Source organism: Flagellimonas eckloniae (genome assembly GCF_001413955.1).
Lineage (GTDB): Bacteria > Bacteroidota > Bacteroidia > Flavobacteriales > Flavobacteriaceae > Flagellimonas > Flagellimonas eckloniae.
On sequence record NZ_LCTZ01000002.1, the window covers coordinates 2,191,389 to 2,207,784 of the forward strand.

General features: G+C 37.9%; 16 protein-coding genes. 10 read left to right on the forward strand and 6 right to left on the reverse strand.

Translation table 11 applies throughout. The features are described 5' to 3' along the window. Positions 1 to 42 precede the first annotated feature (42 nt). From hppD to AAY42_RS09255, 5 genes are all read left to right on the forward strand, one after another. The gene (gene hppD / locus AAY42_RS09235; RefSeq protein ID WP_055394455.1) at positions 43 to 1,176 is read left to right on the forward strand and encodes a 4-hydroxyphenylpyruvate dioxygenase; all 1,134 of its coding nucleotides are present in this window, start codon (positions 43 to 45) and stop codon (positions 1,174 to 1,176) included. Between the two features lie 15 nt (positions 1,177 to 1,191). Next, entirely contained in the window at positions 1,192 to 2,349 is a 1,158-nt protein-coding gene (locus AAY42_RS09240; RefSeq protein WP_055394457.1) for a homogentisate 1,2-dioxygenase, read from the forward strand. Between the two features lie 92 nt (positions 2,350 to 2,441). After that, the gene (gene fahA / locus AAY42_RS09245) at positions 2,442 to 3,662 is read left to right on the forward strand and encodes a fumarylacetoacetase (RefSeq protein ID WP_055394459.1); all 1,221 of its coding nucleotides are present in this window, start codon (positions 2,442 to 2,444) and stop codon (positions 3,660 to 3,662) included. A 33-nt stretch (positions 3,663 to 3,695) separates the two neighbouring features. Then, positions 3,696 to 4,610, forward strand: coding sequence for a flavin reductase family protein (locus AAY42_RS09250; protein WP_055394461.1), 915 nt, complete (start codon positions 3,696 to 3,698; stop codon positions 4,608 to 4,610). Continuing rightward, a complete protein-coding gene (locus AAY42_RS09255) occupies positions 4,607 to 5,710 on the forward strand; it encodes a pyridoxal phosphate-dependent aminotransferase (RefSeq protein WP_055394463.1) in 1,104 nt (367 codons plus the stop codon). The genes AAY42_RS09250 and AAY42_RS09255 overlap by 4 nt, the downstream gene beginning before the upstream one ends. Before the next feature lie 38 nt (positions 5,711 to 5,748). Here AAY42_RS09255 and AAY42_RS09260 read toward each other — a convergent pair whose 3' ends face one another. Then, positions 5,749 to 6,246, reverse strand: a complete 498-nt coding sequence (locus tag AAY42_RS09260) for a lipocalin family protein (protein ID WP_055394465.1) — start codon at positions 6,244 to 6,246, stop codon at positions 5,749 to 5,751. 77 nt (positions 6,247 to 6,323) lie between these two features. Continuing rightward, positions 6,324 to 8,975 carry a DUF5916 domain-containing protein gene (locus tag AAY42_RS09265; RefSeq protein WP_055394467.1) on the reverse strand — a complete coding sequence of 884 codons (2,652 nt, stop codon included), beginning with the start codon at positions 8,973 to 8,975 and terminating at the stop codon, positions 6,324 to 6,326. Positions 8,976 to 9,225: 250 nt separating this feature from the next. On the opposite strand from AAY42_RS09265, the gene rplM reads away from it, so the two are divergent. From rplM to tsf, 4 genes are all read left to right on the forward strand, one after another. Next, the gene (gene rplM, locus AAY42_RS09270; RefSeq protein WP_055394469.1) at positions 9,226 to 9,681 is read left to right on the forward strand and encodes a 50S ribosomal protein L13; all 456 of its coding nucleotides are present in this window, start codon (positions 9,226 to 9,228) and stop codon (positions 9,679 to 9,681) included. Then, positions 9,681 to 10,067 carry a 30S ribosomal protein S9 gene (gene rpsI / locus AAY42_RS09275; protein WP_055394471.1) on the forward strand — a complete coding sequence of 129 codons (387 nt, stop codon included), beginning with the start codon at positions 9,681 to 9,683 and terminating at the stop codon, positions 10,065 to 10,067. Before rplM ends, rpsI begins: the two co-directional genes overlap by 1 nt. A gap of 212 nt (positions 10,068 to 10,279) precedes the next feature. Beyond that, positions 10,280 to 11,446, forward strand: coding sequence for a 30S ribosomal protein S2 (rpsB, locus tag AAY42_RS09280; RefSeq protein WP_055394473.1), 1,167 nt, complete (start codon positions 10,280 to 10,282; stop codon positions 11,444 to 11,446). 81 nt (positions 11,447 to 11,527) lie between these two features. Further along, positions 11,528 to 12,352, forward strand: a complete 825-nt coding sequence (gene tsf / locus AAY42_RS09285; protein WP_055394475.1) for a translation elongation factor Ts — start codon at positions 11,528 to 11,530, stop codon at positions 12,350 to 12,352. 80 nt (positions 12,353 to 12,432) lie between these two features. Here tsf and AAY42_RS09290 read toward each other — a convergent pair whose 3' ends face one another. The 4 genes from AAY42_RS09290 to AAY42_RS09305 are packed head-to-tail and all read right to left on the reverse strand — an operon-like array spanning position 12,433 to position 15,490. Next, a complete protein-coding gene (locus AAY42_RS09290; RefSeq protein ID WP_175288746.1) occupies positions 12,433 to 13,242 on the reverse strand; it encodes a DUF4097 family beta strand repeat-containing protein in 810 nt (269 codons plus the stop codon). 4 nt (positions 13,243 to 13,246) lie between these two features. Continuing rightward, positions 13,247 to 14,107, reverse strand: coding sequence for a DUF4097 family beta strand repeat-containing protein (locus AAY42_RS09295; protein ID WP_055394479.1), 861 nt, complete (start codon positions 14,105 to 14,107; stop codon positions 13,247 to 13,249). A 58-nt stretch (positions 14,108 to 14,165) separates the two neighbouring features. Further along, positions 14,166 to 14,960 carry a HEAT repeat domain-containing protein gene (locus AAY42_RS09300; protein WP_055394481.1) on the reverse strand — a complete coding sequence of 265 codons (795 nt, stop codon included), beginning with the start codon at positions 14,958 to 14,960 and terminating at the stop codon, positions 14,166 to 14,168. Positions 14,961 to 14,962: 2 nt separating this feature from the next. Beyond that, positions 14,963 to 15,490: an RNA polymerase sigma factor gene (locus AAY42_RS09305; protein ID WP_222836839.1), complete on the reverse strand. Its 528-nt coding sequence runs from the start codon at positions 15,488 to 15,490 to the stop codon at positions 14,963 to 14,965. A 191-nt stretch (positions 15,491 to 15,681) separates the two neighbouring features. On the opposite strand from AAY42_RS09305, the gene pyrH reads away from it, so the two are divergent. Further along, entirely contained in the window at positions 15,682 to 16,389 is a 708-nt protein-coding gene (pyrH, locus tag AAY42_RS09310; protein WP_055394485.1) for a UMP kinase, read from the forward strand. The last annotated feature ends 7 nt before the right edge of the window (positions 16,390 to 16,396 follow it).

Below are 16,396 nucleotides of genomic sequence, written 5' to 3' on the forward strand. Positions count from 1 at the left end.
ATTTTTGTTGCATCAACAACAATAATTTAAAATATAACTGATATGAGCACCTCTACGCTACCAAAATTACATGATACCGCCAAAGACTTTATGCCCATAAACGGCACAGATTATTTGGAACTTTATGTAAGCAATTCAAAACAGGCGGCTCATTTTTATAAAACCGCTTTTGGCTTTCAATCTTTGGCTTATGCAGGGTTGGAAACCGGTTTAAAAGATAGGGAAAGTTATGTGGTGGTTCAAGATAAAATTAGGCTTGTGCTTACCTCTCCTTTAAAAAGCGGTACCGATATCGGCCGTCATATAGACCAACATGGAGATGGAATCAAGGTAGTGGCCCTATGGGTAGATGATGCCACCTATGCCTACAATACCGCCATGGAACGTGGAGCTAAATCCTATATGGAACCCCAGACAGAGAAGGATGAAACTGGTAAAATAGTTCGTTCTGGCATTTATACCTATGGTGAGACTGTTCACATTTTTGTAGAAAGAAAAGATTACAACGGAATTTTTATGCCCGGGTTTAGAAAATGGGAGACTCCGGACTACAATCCATCGCCAGTAGGTTTAAAATATGTAGACCATATGGTTGGTAATGTTGGATGGAACCAAATGAACGAGTGGGTGAATTTCTACGAAAACGTCATGGGTTTCACCCAAATACTTTCTTTTGACGATAAAGATATCTCTACAGATTTCACTGCTCTTATGAGCAAAGTAATGAGTAATGGTAACGGTCGTATTAAATTTCCCATAAACGAACCTGCAGCTGGAAAGAAAAAATCCCAAGTAGAAGAATACCTTGATTTTTATGAAGGCGAAGGTGTACAGCACATTGCAGTGGCCACAGATGATGTAATTGCTACAGTTAGGCAACTTAGAAGTAGAGGGGTTGAGTTTCTAAAAGTACCTGACACCTATTATGATGCCGTGTTGGACCGTGTTGGAGAAATTGATGAGGATATTGCCCCTTTAAAAGAACTAGGGATTTTGGTTGACCGTGATGACGAAGGCTATTTATTGCAGATCTTTACCCGTCCGGTGGAGCCAAGACCCACAATGTTTTTTGAAATCATTCAAAGAAAAGGTGCACAATCATTTGGAAAAGGTAACTTTAAAGCACTGTTCGAAGCCATTGAGAGAGAACAGGAACTTAGGGGAACTTTGCATTAATTAAAACATTCTAGTATGCCAATCTATCATAAACTCGGAAAGATTCCGCAGAAAAGACACACCAAATTTACGAAACCAGATGGGAGTCTATATTATGAACAATTATTTGGCACCATAGGTTTTGATGGGATGTCTTCCCTCCTTTATCATGTACATAGACCTACGCAGGTTGCTGCAATTGGCAAAGCGGTTGACCTAAGTCCAAAAATTGCCGTTGAAAAAAATATTGCTTCGCGCAAACTTATAGGTTTTGATGTCGCTCCCAAAGATGACTTTTTGGAATCACGAGAACCAATGCTTGTAAATAGCGATGTGCATGTGGGTTTGGCAGCTCCAAAAAAATCAATGACCGAATATTTTTATAAAAATTCGGATGCTGATGAGATGCTTTTTATCCACAAGGGAACTGGCACCTTAAAAACTTTTTTAGGCGATATTCCTTTTGAGTATGGTGATTATTTAATTATTCCCCGTGGGATGATTTATCAAATTGAATTTGATTCTGAGGACAACCGAATATTATATGCGGAATCTTTTCATCCTATCTATACCCCAAAACGCTATCGAAATTGGTTTGGGCAATTATTGGAGCATTCCCCATTCTGTGAGCGTGACTATAAATTGCCTCAAGATTTGCAGACCCATGACGAAAAAGGCGAGTTTGTAATGAAAATAAAGAAGCAGGGTATGTTGCATACGCTCGTATATGCTTCACATCCGTTTGATGTTGTGGGTTGGGATGGATACAATTTTCCCTACGGGTTTTCCATTCATAACTTTGAGCCCATTACCGGTCGTGTGCATCAGCCTCCACCAGTACATCAAACTTTTGAAACAGGAGCTTTTGTAATCTGTTCGTTTTGTCCAAGATTGTACGATTATCATCCAAAGGCAATTCCAGCGCCATACAATCACTCCAATATAGATTCTGATGAAGTATTGTATTATGTTGATGGGGATTTTATGAGTAGAACAGGCATTGGCCCCGGTTATATCTCCTTGCATCCTGCAGGAATTCCACATGGACCACACCCAGGAACGTATGAAGGAAGTATTGGTAAAACCAAAACTGAAGAATTAGCCGTTATGATCGATACGTTCAAACCACTTCAGGTCACAGAAAATGCCTTGAAGATTGATGACGGCACGTATTACAAATCTTGGGTAGAGTAATCAACGACAAAAATTGTCATTCCCGTGAAAACGGGAATCCTAATTATTAAAAACAGATTCCTGCCTTCGCAGGAATGACATAAAGAATTCTTATGATCATAAATATTCCAGAAAACTCCGATTTCTCAATCCATAATATTCCTTTTGGGATATTTTCAACCGCCGAAAGAAGCCCTAGGGCTGGGGTTGCCGTTGGCGAACATATTTTAGATTTGGCTGCTGTAGCCGAATTGGATGTTTTTGATTTCAATACTGCCGTACTTGAAAAAGATACGCTCAATGATTTTATCTCCTTGGGAAAATCTATTACCAAAAGGGTACGAGTCAATATTCAGCATTGGTTACAAGATCAAAATTCAGCTTTGGCAGGAAAACCTGAACTTTTTGTCCTTCAATCTGAAGCACAAATGCATATGCCTGTATCCATTGGAGACTATACAGATTTTTATTCAAGCATAGAACATGCTACAAATGTAGGAACCATGTTTCGCGATCCAAAAAATGCTTTGATGCCTAATTGGAAACACATTCCCGTAGGCTATCATGGTAGAGCTTCTTCTATAATTGTAAGTGGCGAGCCCATCCATAGACCAAAAGGACAGGTGCTACCGAAAGATGCAACAATCCCAGTATTTCAACCTTCAGCTCGCTTGGATTTTGAATTGGAAATGGGTTTTATCACTGGAAAAAATACTGCCATAGGAGAATCTATCTCAACCAAAGAGGCTGAGGATTATATTTTTGGCATGGTCTTGTTGAATGATTGGTCTGCCCGCGATATCCAGAAATGGGAATATGTGCCATTGGGCCCTTTTTTGGCGAAGAATTTTGCTTCTCATATATCTCCTTGGATTGTGACCTTGGAAGCTTTGGAGCCTTTTAGAATGCAAGGTCCAAATCAAGAACCGAAAGTGCTACCTTATTTGGAATTTGAAGGAGTAAAAAACTACGATATTAATCTTGAAGTGGGAATCGTACCGGAAGACAGTGAAGAAAAGACTGTTTGTCATTCCAACTTTAAATATATGTATTGGAACATGGCGCAACAACTGGCGCATCATACAATCAATGGTTGCAATATTAATGTAGGCGATCTATATGGTTCTGGAACCATCTCAGGAAAGGATGAAAATTCTTATGGTTCAATGTTAGAACTGGCATGGATGGGCACTAAACCAATTAAAATGAAAGATGGATCTGAGCGGAAGTTCATAAATGATGGTGATACTGTAATTATGCGAGGTTCTGCCGAAAAAGATGGGATTAGAGTTGGTTTTGGAGAAGTTTCAGCAAAGGTGCTTCCAGCAAAATAGATCATTATCTTAGCGCAACCTAAAGAAACAGCAATGTCCAGCATAAAAACTATAAATCCATCCTCTATCCCTCAACCTGAGTTGCATGCCTATTTACTGTCGGCAGTCGCTCCGAGGCCTATTTGCTTTGCAAGTACAATTGACTCAGTTGGAAATGTAAACCTGAGTCCTTTTAGTTTTTTTAATGTTTTTAGTTCCAATCCTCCAATGCTTATTTTTTCACCATCCCGAAGTGGACGGGACAACTCCCTAAAACATTCACATCAAAATATAAAGGAAGTGCCAGAGGTGGTCATCAATATTGTGGACTATCCCATAGTTGAGCAAATGTCTTTGTCCAGTACCGCTTATGAGAAAGGAGTAAATGAATTTATAAAGTCGGGATTGACCCAAGTTCCCAGCAAAAAAATAAGACCCCCGCGTGTTGCGGAAGCCCCAATCTCTTTTGAATGCAAAGTTGAACGGATTATTGAACTTGGGGATACTCCGGGAGCAGGGAACCTAATCTTAGCCAAGGTTGAACTCATCCATATCAACGAAAAATCCATGGATGAACAAGGAAAGTTAGACCCCTTAAAATTGGACTTAGTGGGTAGAATGGGTGGAAGCTGGTATACAAGAGCCAGCGGAAATTCCCTCTTTGAAATTCCAAAACCAATTCGCAATAAAGGGATTGGAGTAGATCAGCTTCCGGAAGGCATTAGAAATAGTACCGTTTTGACAGGAAACAATTTGGGCCGACTGGGAAATCTGGAAAAACTACCCACGCCAGAGGAGATAGAACAGGTTGGTTTAGATGATGAGATTAAAATGCTGTCCAAAAGACTAAATGGAAATTTGGAAAAATTCAAAAAAGAGTTGCATTGGATATCCCAGCAAATGCTAAAGGAAAATGATACAGAAAAGGCATTAAAGGTGCTACTGTATGCTGAAAAATTAGGTGAATGAACTACGGAATAGAGTCTATTTTCAAATCCTATTTAGAGCCCAGAGAGGTATACACTGGAGGTAAGAATATACCCGCTTCAAACAAGAAAATCTATAAACTTTCTTCAAATGAAAACCCGCTCGGGGCTTCTCCAAAAGCCATTGCCGCATTAAAAACAGCAGCTGAACAGGTAACGGTTTATCCTGACCAAACAGACATTCGTTTAAGGGAAGCCCTGGTAATGGATTTTAATGGTCAGTTGGCAGCAGACCAATTTATTTGTGCCAATGGGGGTTCGGAGATTATCGATATGCTTTTACGGGCATTTATAAATGAAGGGGATGAAGTTATCTACTCCAATCCTTCCTTTTTGCCCTACTCCGTATTTTCAAGATGGTATGGCGCAAACCCATTTGATATTCCACTGTTGAAACCAAATTACGATTTAGATGTGGAGGGGATTTTAAATGCCATTACCAATAAAACAAAGGTCATTTTCTTAACCAGTCCCAACAATCCAACTGGCACCTATATTCCAAAGGATGTGTTGGAAGGTTTTCTGAATGGAATCCCAAAAAATATAATCATTGTTTTTGATGAAGTATATCGGCATTTTGCTGATGCTGAAGATTATGTTACCGCATTACCCTATGTGAAAACCGGTCATAATATAATCGCAATAAATAGCTTTTCAAAAACGTATGGATTAGCCGGACAACGCATTGGGTATTGCTATACGACCGCAAAAATTGCAAATTACATCAGACAAATACACAAGCCGTTTTTATTGCCAATCACTTCCATTGAGGCTGCCATCGGCGCATTAAATGATGAGTTGTTTGTTGAAAAAACGGTAAAAACGATTCATGCCGGCAGGAAATACTTAATGTATGAGTTTGAAAAATTGGGAATTACGTATTGGCCTACACAGGGAAACTTTTTTATCATAGACCCGCCTATTCCCGAATTTGATTTTACGGATAGACTGATGAAAGATGGAATTATGGTCAGACCAGTTTCACAATTTGGTGCCTTGGGAAAAGTGCGCATCACTATTGGTGACCAAGAATCCAATGAAGCATTGGTACATGCGCTTAAAAAAATAAAACCCCACACTTAAATTAAGATGCAGGGTTTGTTTTATGCTGTTGTATTTATTTACTGTTTGGTGAAAACGGCGTCTGCTCCAGCGTAATTGTTTTCATCCACACTTTCTCCAGGAATTATTAATGTATTCCCTTCCAATTGAATGGTAATTACTTGATCTTCCTCTCCTTCACGTGAAATTGTAAGCTGATCACCATCCAAAACCCAAAGCGAGTCTTCTTCATCACTTTCTGTTGGACATGGAACATCCAAACCTCCCACACCAACATTAATGGACAGATTATTAATTTTACTATCGGACATTAAAGTTCCACTTTCATTAAAAGTAAAAGTTACTATGTCACAACCTTCTCCTTGTAAAAACAGAAGGATTTCTTTTGCGAAATCAAGGTCGTCATCATCTACACCGCTGTCTACAGTTAAATCTGTCAATACCCAGGTTCCGACTAGGGTGTCTCCTTCCGGAGTATCAGTATCATCAGAGCTATCCGAAGAACAGGAAAAAATTAAAAAAGCGGTTAAAAAAAGTAATGCAATATTCTTTTTCATGGTTTTAGTTTGAGGGGTTTTACAACGGGATAACGCAAAAAACCATCAAATAGTACCAAAAAAAAGCAGATTATGCTCTAAAAGACAAAGCGATAGGTAGCCTTCAGCAGAAAAATGTTCTGGGGTTTTTGACCAAAAATATTATCCCCTAAGCTGGCAAAAAGTCCTTCAGATGGATCGCCGTCTCGTGACACGTCTTGAGACCAGACCAAGAAAATCTCAGACCCTGGAATGTATTCCCAGCGGACAACCAAATTGGAACGGAACTGTACAAATGAAAAATCAGGATTATCAAAGTTAAAATCCTCGTTTCCATTTAAATCCTCGTCAACAGAGTATGTATCATCCACAAAAGAAATCTGAGTATCATCATACGAAGTAAACCTATCTTCAAAGCGTTTTTCCAAAGCGGCGGAAACATGTTTAAAGTTGGAATATCTGCCTCTTGAAATAAATGGTTGTCCCCAATATTGAATAGTCAGATTTGGGTTAATTGTATAATTCAATCGGAAAGACATGCTCAAAGTTCGCTGCTGAATATGACCATTTAAGTATCTTGGCGTACCATTTACATCATCAAAATTGTCTATAAACTGTAACTTATCATTATTGATATTGAATGAGGGAAAGGCTGAAATTCGAAGAGCATCAAAAGGTTGGTACGTAGCTCCCGCTTCTATATAATATGTGCGATAGGAATTATCAACTGCTTTTTCGCCTCTGTGAAACATACTAAATCGTATTTTTTTCCTGCTATCGGTGCTTATACTGTTCCAAAAACTCATCTCAGGGGATTGTCGTAATCTTGGACCACCTCTCAACGCAAAATTAGAATATTGAATTGGGGCGTAGTTAAATCCAAAGTTAGAAAACCAATTGTTTTTCCAATTTTGCCAGCTGTTGGTGTTAAAACGAAGACTGTTGTGGTTACCTCCAAAATCCCATGAACTCCAATGGTTATAGTTAATGCCAACTCTCCTGAATGTACTATCCGGTTTCAGGGTTTGATACCCTATCCAAGTATAGTGGCGAATATCATCTGCCTGGCGTTGAAAACCAATGTCATTCAATTCCAATTCTGGGGAACGCCAGGTACCTCCAGACTCAAACTTCCAATGGCCATTGCCTATTTTTCCAATTTGTATATTCCCACCCGTACCGGATAAGGATGTTTTTGTAGTATCCAATTCAACATGACCTGCATCTACACGTTGAAATAGATGGGTAATGGTTTCTTGGGTATTGGTTATGGCCTCTTCACTTCCTTTTACATGACTAAAAGTAACATTGCCTTCTACATACCAATCCCTATTGTTCCATTGGTGCTTAAAATCTACTGCGCCCGTGTATGCGGATTCATGCAAAAAATCCAATTGTTCGGTTAAATTATCCCTATTTGTAGCGGTAAAAATTCCGCCGATATAGGAATTACGTTCATTAAAATCTTTTTGAAGCCTTCCAACAAAATAATTGGTCAACGGCTCTACCATTTCTTTTCTCCGATTACCCTCATCATCAATAATGGATGCGTACCGCTTTGCGGTAACACTTTCAAGAACTCCTATCGCCCATCCATCTTTGGTTTTACCACTAAATTTTGCGGCTCCAATTATTGGAGTATTATTCGGTTGATCCACAAATTCTTGATCCGAAGTGCTAGGCGAACCTTGTGGACTTCTACCAATTCGTCTAGAATAAAATACATTGTCAAAACCAAAGGTGTTTCCCGCTTCAGATTCGGAAAGATTAAAGTCAAATATATTCTTGTTCTCTACAAAAAAAGGTCGCTGTTCTCGGAAAAAAATTTGAAACCCATCCAAAGCTATCGCTGATGGGTCCGCCTCAACTTGTCCAAAATCTGGATTGACCGTCAAATCCAAAGTTAAATCATTCGTAATACCAATTTTTGCATCCAATCCAACGGTAATATCACCATCACTTCCATCTCTAAAAGGATTTCCATCTTCTGCTTCATAAGTTTCACTGCTGGCAACAGTATATGGTTGTATTTCCAATTGTTTTTGGGGTTCCATATTCTTTAATCCATGTAGCTCACCAAACTCACTTACCCATCCCGGTTGGTCAATAGGTTTTCTTTGCCATAAAGATCGTTCCTCTGCCCTAAAAAATCTTCGGGTAGATTGTAGCCCCCAAACCTGATTTTCAGAATCGCCAAATTTTAACTGGCTTAGTGGTATTTTCAATTCAGCTGTCCAACCCTCATCATCAATTTTGGTTTTTGTATACCAAATTGGGTTCCAACTACTATCCCAGTTATTCCCATTATTGGATACAAATTCATCTCCTTTTACCCCAGCTACTGTAACAGTAAAAGAAAATGCCGTGCGCTTGTCATGATAACTATCAATATTAAATTCTACCCAATCCCCTTCAAATCCATCCCTTCTTGATAATCTTTTTACAATTTTATCAGGTTCTGCATCATAACATCTTACTCCTATGTAAAGATTCTTACTATCATACACTATTTTAAATTTTGTTTGATAGCTGGGAGGAGTGTTTTCATCAGGTCGGGATTCAATGTAATCTCCCCCCCAATCCACAAGATTCCATGCAAGGTCATCCAACAATCCATCTATGGTTGGAGGTGTTTCTATATCAATAGATTTAGTTTCATATATTTTTTTTGGAACAACGGTTGTTGAATCTTGGGCAGTTGAATAAAAAGAAATGGATACTAAGGTGAAGAAAATAATTAGGTTTTTCACTTGTTTCGTTTTTTGATTTGATTAGCCATAGTAAAGACCTTCCAAAAATGGAATCGTTACAGTTAGGTGAGCTTTTTTATTAAATTATCCGCAAAAAAAAACATGGTATACCCTTGCATTTTTTAGGGAAATAGTAGCTCTTTGAAAAAGTAAAAAATATTCCCAACCAACCATTTGTAATTCAATCTAATAATCGTACATTTGCAGCCCGTTTATCGGGATAGATTTATAATTCAATAATATTCTAGAAGTGGATACATTAAGTTACAAGACTATTTCTGCCAATAAAGCAACCGTTGACAAGCAATGGCTGTTGGTTGATGCTGAGGGAGAAACATTAGGAAGATTGTCTTCAAAAGTAGCCAAATTGCTAAGAGGAAAATACAAGACCAATTTTACCCCTCACGTAGATTGCGGAGATAATGTAGTTATTATCAATGCCGAAAAAATCAAGTTGAGCGGAAACAAATGGGATGATAAAACCTATTTAAGGTATACGGGCTATCCAGGTGGACAACGTTCAACTACCGCCAAGGAATTGTTGGATAAACATCCTGAACGAATTATTGAAAAATCCGTTAAGGGAATGCTTCCAAAAAACAAATTAGGTGCTGAGTTGTTCAGAAACCTTAAAGTATATGTTGGATCAGAGCATGATCAAGAGGCACAAAAACCGAAAGCAATAAACTTAAACGACTACAAATAATGGAAGTGGTTCATAAGATTGGTAGAAGAAAAACTGCTGTTGCAAGAGTATATGTTTCAGAAGGAAAAGGAAACATAACTGTAAATAAAAAAGATTTAAAAGACTACTTTACTACAGCTACATTACAATATAAGGTAAAGCAACCTTTTGCACTAACTGAAAATGAAGACAGCTACGATGTAAAGGTGAATGTGTATGGTGGTGGAATAACCGGGCAAGCTGAGGCGGTTCGTTTAGCATTGTCAAGAGCATTGTGCGAAATAAACGAAGAGCATAGAATAGTCCTTAAGCCTGAAGGTTTATTGACAAGGGATCCAAGAATGGTGGAACGGAAGAAATTCGGTCAGAAAAAAGCCCGTAAGAAATTCCAGTTCTCTAAACGTTAATATTTTTGGTGCTGATGCACCTCATTATATAAGTTCATTGAAAACCCTGAAATATTTCAGGGTTAAATTTTTAACCAAGTTGTCGTTGTTCCAAAGAGCAAAAAAGATTGACTTTTTGGAATTTAGTTTAGCATCTAAATGAATGGGGCGAACAAATTTTGTGACCACCCACTCATTGGCTAATACAACGGAACGTAAACTAATTACAAAAGATGGCAAGTAAAATTGAAGTTAAAGACTTATTACAAGCAGGTGTGCATTTTGGACACCTAACAAGAAAATGGAATCCTAATATGTCTCCGTATATCTATATGGAGCGTAACGGAATCCACGTTATCAATCTCTACAAAACAGTTGCAAAAATTGAGGAAGCCAATCAGGCCCTTAAAAAAATTGCCGCATCCGGAAGAAAAATTCTTTTTGTAGCCACAAAAAAACAAGCAAAGGATATTGTTGCTGAAAAAGTATCCAATGTAAACATGCCTTATATCACCGAAAGGTGGCCAGGTGGTATGTTGACCAACTTTGTTACCATTCGTAAAGCTGTTAAGAAAATGGCCGCTATTGATCGAATGAAAAAGGATGGTACATTTAAAACGCTTTCCAAAAAAGAAAGACTTCAAGTTGATCGTTTGAGAGCAAAATTGGAAAAAAACTTAGGGTCTATTTCAGAAATGACACGATTACCTGGTGCTATTTTTATAGTAGACACCATGCGTGAACACATTGCGGTAAAAGAAGCTCAAAAATTGAACATTCCTATTTTCGCAATAGTTGACACCAATTCTGACCCAAGACCTATCGATTATGTTATTCCAGCAAATGATGATGCCGGAAAATCTATCGAAGCAATCATGACACAGGTTACCAATGCCGTTGCCGAAGGTTTGGCAGAACGTAAAAGTGACAAGCAAGAAGAAAAGCCAGCGGCGGCCAAAGAAGCTCCTGAGGCCAAAACTGAAGCACCAAAAGAAACAAAGAAAGAAGTAGTAGCTGAAGAAGAGGCTCCAGTGACTGAAGTAGCTGAACCTATTGCAGAAAAAGTAGAAGAGGTCGTTGCCGAAGTTGAAGTTAAGGAAGAAGTTAAAGCAGAGGAGAAAAAACCGAAGAAAGCGGAAAAGTCCAAGGCCGATGACCTTACCAAGATTGAAGGTGCCGGACCAAAAGCGGCTGAAGCTTTAGTAAACAGCGGTATAGATACTTTTGCTGAACTTGCAAAAGCTGACCCTGAAAAAATCAAGGAAATCTTGACTGAAGCTAGTTCAAGAATGGCTCATTTAGATCCAACATCTTGGCCAAAACAGGCAAAAATGGCTGCTGATGGAAAATGGGACGAATTAAAAGAATGGCAAGACAACGCCAAAGGCGGTGTTGAATAGCCTAAAACTAATTTAACATTGACCTAAAACAAAACACCTAATCCGTGTTTTACTTTATATAAATTTTTAAATAGAGAAAAAATGGCAAAGATTACCGCCGCAGAAGTAAATAAATTAAGAAAGACCACCGGAGCTGGAATGATGGATTGCAAAAATGCTTTGGTTGAAGCTGATGGTGATTTTGAAAAAGCAATAGAGATCCTTAGAAAAAAAGGACAAAAAGTAGCTGCCAAAAGAGCGGACAGAGATTCCTCTGAAGGTGCAGCTATTGCTAAGGTAAGTGCCGATAGCTCAAATGGGGTAATCATCTCTTTGAACTGTGAGACCGACTTTGTTGCAAAAAACGAAACCTTTGTGACCCTTGCAAATGATTTGGCTGACCTTGCTTTGGATTTTTCCAGTAAAGATGATTTCTTGGCTGCCTCTTTCAATGGAATGAGTGTTGCTGAAAAGTTGACCGAGCAAACTGGTGTTATTGGAGAGAAAATTGAAATTGGAAGCTTTGAAAAATTAGAAGCTCCTTTTGTAGGTTCCTATATTCATGCTGGTAACAAGATTGCAACTTTGGTTGGTTTGTCAGCCGCAGTTGATGGTGCTCCAGAAGCTGCAAAAGATGTTGCTATGCAAGCTGCCGCAATGAATCCGGTTGCTTTGAATGAGGAAGGTGTTGATCAATCCGTTATTGATAAAGAAATTGAGATTGCCAAAGACCAGTTGCGTCAAGAAGGTAAGCCTGAAGCTATGCTTGAAAACATTGCAAAAGGTAAATTGAAGCGTTTCTTCAAGGACAACACCTTGGTAAACCAGGCATTTATAAAAGACAGCAAGCAAAGTGTAGCACAATACGTGAAGTCTGTTGATTCCAATTTGGAAGTTACAGGATTCCAAAGAGTGGCATTGGGATAATCCAATTATTATAAGATTAGAAAAGCCCGCTTCCTAAAGGAATCGGGCTTTTTATTTATATCAATATTAAGGACACTGTATTATTTCGACTTTATCAAAATATCGCCATTAAAAGTTTTAAAGAGCATTTCCGGGCCACCCCCATTTATCTTCCCCCTCACCCACTGTTCCAGCTTAACTTTATATGTGCCTGATGAGCTATTTTTATTCACTTCAGGTTTATTTACTACAACCTGCATATCAAAATCTGTAAATATCTCTCCCATATCGGACTTTGCCTTTACATCAGCTTTTAATGAGCTTGGAAAGATAATCTCTACATCACCATTTAAACTACTAAAAGCCATATTGGCATCGCTATCAATACTATTGAATTCAACCTTAATATCTCCATTAACAGTATCTGTGGAAGCGGAACCACTTACTGACTCCAGAGTTATTTCACCATTAACGTTACTTATCTCCATTTCTCCATTAACTCCTTTAACGGAAATATTGCCATCATTGACGGTAGATAGTTTAAGTGAAAAATTCTTAGGAACCTTCACATCCAAATTCGTAATCTTATTCCATTGTTCATTAATGATGTGGACAACATTGTTCTTTTCCTCCGCACCTATATTTAAAGAGGAACCTTCAATGCGCTTCATACCCTCTCGATTATTCTTTTCTTTATAATGATGTTTTTCACTCCCAAAGGATGCCTTTACAACCACTTCTTTCCCTTCGTAAGCTGCTACGTTTATAGAACCAGAGATTTGATCTATGACCAATTTTCCTGGACTGATTGGATTACTTAAAGGAACCGAAAATAGATTTATACTTTTTTCTTGTGCCGATAAATTACTTGTAAAAAATACAATTGCAATTAGTAGTATTATTTTTTTCATGACATTATATTTTTTTGATGAATACATTTCCGTTTAAAGTTTCAAAGTCAAAATCAACTTGGCCGTTTCCAATTTGCACAACAGGTTTGACCTCAAATTTGTATTTCGCCTTACCTCCCTGTTCTTTATTGGTTTTCATAAATTGTTTGTTAATATCAAAATCCGTGAACATTTCCCCGTTCATACTTTTAAAGGAAATATTTGCCGATAGTGCTTTTTGGTATGATATATTGATGTCTCCATTCAAAGAATAATATTTCGAAGGACTTTTTGGGTTTTCAGTATACGAAATATTAACAGCCCCATTGATACAATTTACCTTTGTTTTTCCTGTAACATTACTGAGCGTAATCCCTCCATTTACATTTTCTGCCTGTAAATAAGTTCCCTTAGTGTTTTTAACTGAAACTTCACCATTGTTCACTGTACTTACATTAATCTGGACCGAATAAGGCACCTTGATTTTAAAGTCCATTTGATGTTCATAGGGTGGTTCTTGATAATTATTGCACCAGTTATATTTAAGTTGATTTTTATCAAACTCAATATAAGGTGCATCGGGGTGTAAGAATACCTTATCATCTTCCTGAATAACTTGAAGCGAAAGTTCTTGTTTTCCCAACTCCAAATCCGTGGAGTTGTCTGCTGTAATTGTTTTTTCAACAGCAACCATAATCGTACTTCCGCTATAGCCTTCCACCGAAATAGAGCCAAAAACATTTTTTACTATTACCGTATTTTCCGTACTGTTGGAAAACGGTATCTCTTTTTTAATTACCTCTGTAAATTCCCCTTTCTGTGCTTCTGTGCATTGTATGCCTACCAATGAGGATAGACATACCATAAAAATTAATTGCTTCATCATTTTTAAATTTGACTGTTCGTGATTTGATTTGTCCCAAATAGGACGATTGATAAATAAACTAGATTATTGATTCTATAGAATGCTCTATTTTTTTCTTGACCGTAGTATCCAATTGTTTTTCCTTTAATAGTTGTTTAAATGGTTCTATTGATGCTTTTTCTTGTAAGGCAACCATAAGATTTGCCAATGTTATCTGCAAGATTGGGGATTCTTGATTAGGTATTGACTGTACCAATCCCTGACGAACCAATGGATTGTCCACATAATTGGTCAACGACTCTATTGCTGCCAATCTAACATTTACATTAGAATCCTTATTTAAGGTTTGCAACAACGCTTTGACCACCATTTCATCAACATCTCCAACTTTATTAGCCTCACTAACTCCTTGCAATCGCTGATTAGCAGAAGGCTGTTCTAAAAGGGTAAGGATCAACTTTTGACGCACATCATCCGTTTCCGCATTGGACGCAGCAACTTCAATTGTATTCGTACTGTCAGAAGAATTCATATAATATCCAATTCCTAGGCCCAGCCCCAACAAAAGCATACCATAAGCCAATTGCGGTTTAAAAATTTCTGCCAATCCTTGTAAAAACATACTCCAACCGCTTTTCTTAATCGTATTCTCCACTTCTTTGTTGAGCATATTAAAAAAAGTATCGTCCATTTTCGCAGAAGGTTCAGGGGTTTTCAATTCCTTCACCATCTTCCAAGTATCCGCCAACTCATCAAACTGAGTTTGGCATTCAACATTTTCGTCTAAAAAAATTTTGAATTTTTTGCTCTCCTCCTCAGACATAGTCCCCGTCATATAATCCATGCATTGCAGCTCAAATTTTTCTTTGTCCATTTCTACCTTATTTCCAATTGTAAAAAAATTGTTCGTAAATCCTTTAGGGCTCTATGCACCCTTACTTTGGCAGCGCCTTCTGTACAACCAACAATTTCTGCTATTTCAGCAAATTTCAAGTCTCTATACTTGCTTAAAATCAATAGTTCCCTTTTCTCTTCGGGCAGTCTTTCCAGAGCTTGTTTCAACAAAACCGTATTGCCCTCCATTTCAATTTTCTCATTTAGAAAATCATCAATCCCGGTTCTAACATTTTCAGGAGAAATTCCTTTTGAAACATTTTCTTTCACCGTCTTTTTATGATAATCGTAATTCACGTTTCTTGCCATCCTAAACATCCAAGCTGGAAATGAGCCATCACCTGTATACGACTCCTTATACTTTAGCATTCTTTCAAATACATTTTGAACCAAATCCTCACTAACGGAAGGGTTATTTCCCAAATTGTAAAAGAATCCGAACAATCTTTTTTTATGACGTTCGTACAGTAATCCCAGTTTATCCAAATCCCCAGATTTTACTTTGAGCATAAGAAAGTTGTCGGTTAGTGTCTGCAATTTGATGTTGTTGTTTTGGCTTGTTGAAGGATATACTTTGGTTTTCCAAAAAGGTTACAGAATGTATGATTTTTTTTATCAATATATTCTTGAATCATATCTTTTTCCAATAATTCTTCATAAATATTTTTGATTATTTTTGTCCGGACTTCAAGATATCCTCAATGCAATACAAAAGAATTTTATTAAAATTAAGCGGAGAAGCCCTAATGGGTGAACAGCAATATGGAATTGACCCAGTACGTCTTTCAGAATACGCAGAAGACATTAAGGCGGTCATTGCCAAAGGTATTGAAGTCGCTATAGTTATTGGTGGAGGTAATATTTTTAGGGGACTTTCGGGTGCAAGCCAAGGTATGGATCGTGTACAAGGCGACCATATGGGCATGCTGGCAACCGTAATCAATGGTCTTGCATTGCAAAGTGCATTGGAACTTCAGGGTGTTGAAACCAGACTGCAATCCGCCATAAAAATCAATGAGGTTGCAGAACCTTTTATTAGACGGAGAGCAATACGGCATTTGGAAAAAGGAAGAGTTGTTATTTTTGGGGGCGGTACTGGAAATCCATATTTCACCACAGATTCTGCAGCAGTTTTGAGAGCTATTGAAATAAAAGCTGATGTTATTCTTAAGGGAACACGAGTGGATGGAATCTATACTTCCGACCCTGAAAAAGATAAAAATGCCACTAAGTTTGATTCCATTTCATTTAACGAAGTTCTTTCTAAGGGGTTAAAGGTCATGGATACCACGGCCTTTACGTTAAGCCAGGAAAACGAACTTCCAATTGTGGTATTTGATATGAATACAAGGGGGAATCTAATGAAATTGGTTTCTGGAGAGAACATTGGAACGGTTGTAAATCTTTAAATTGGTA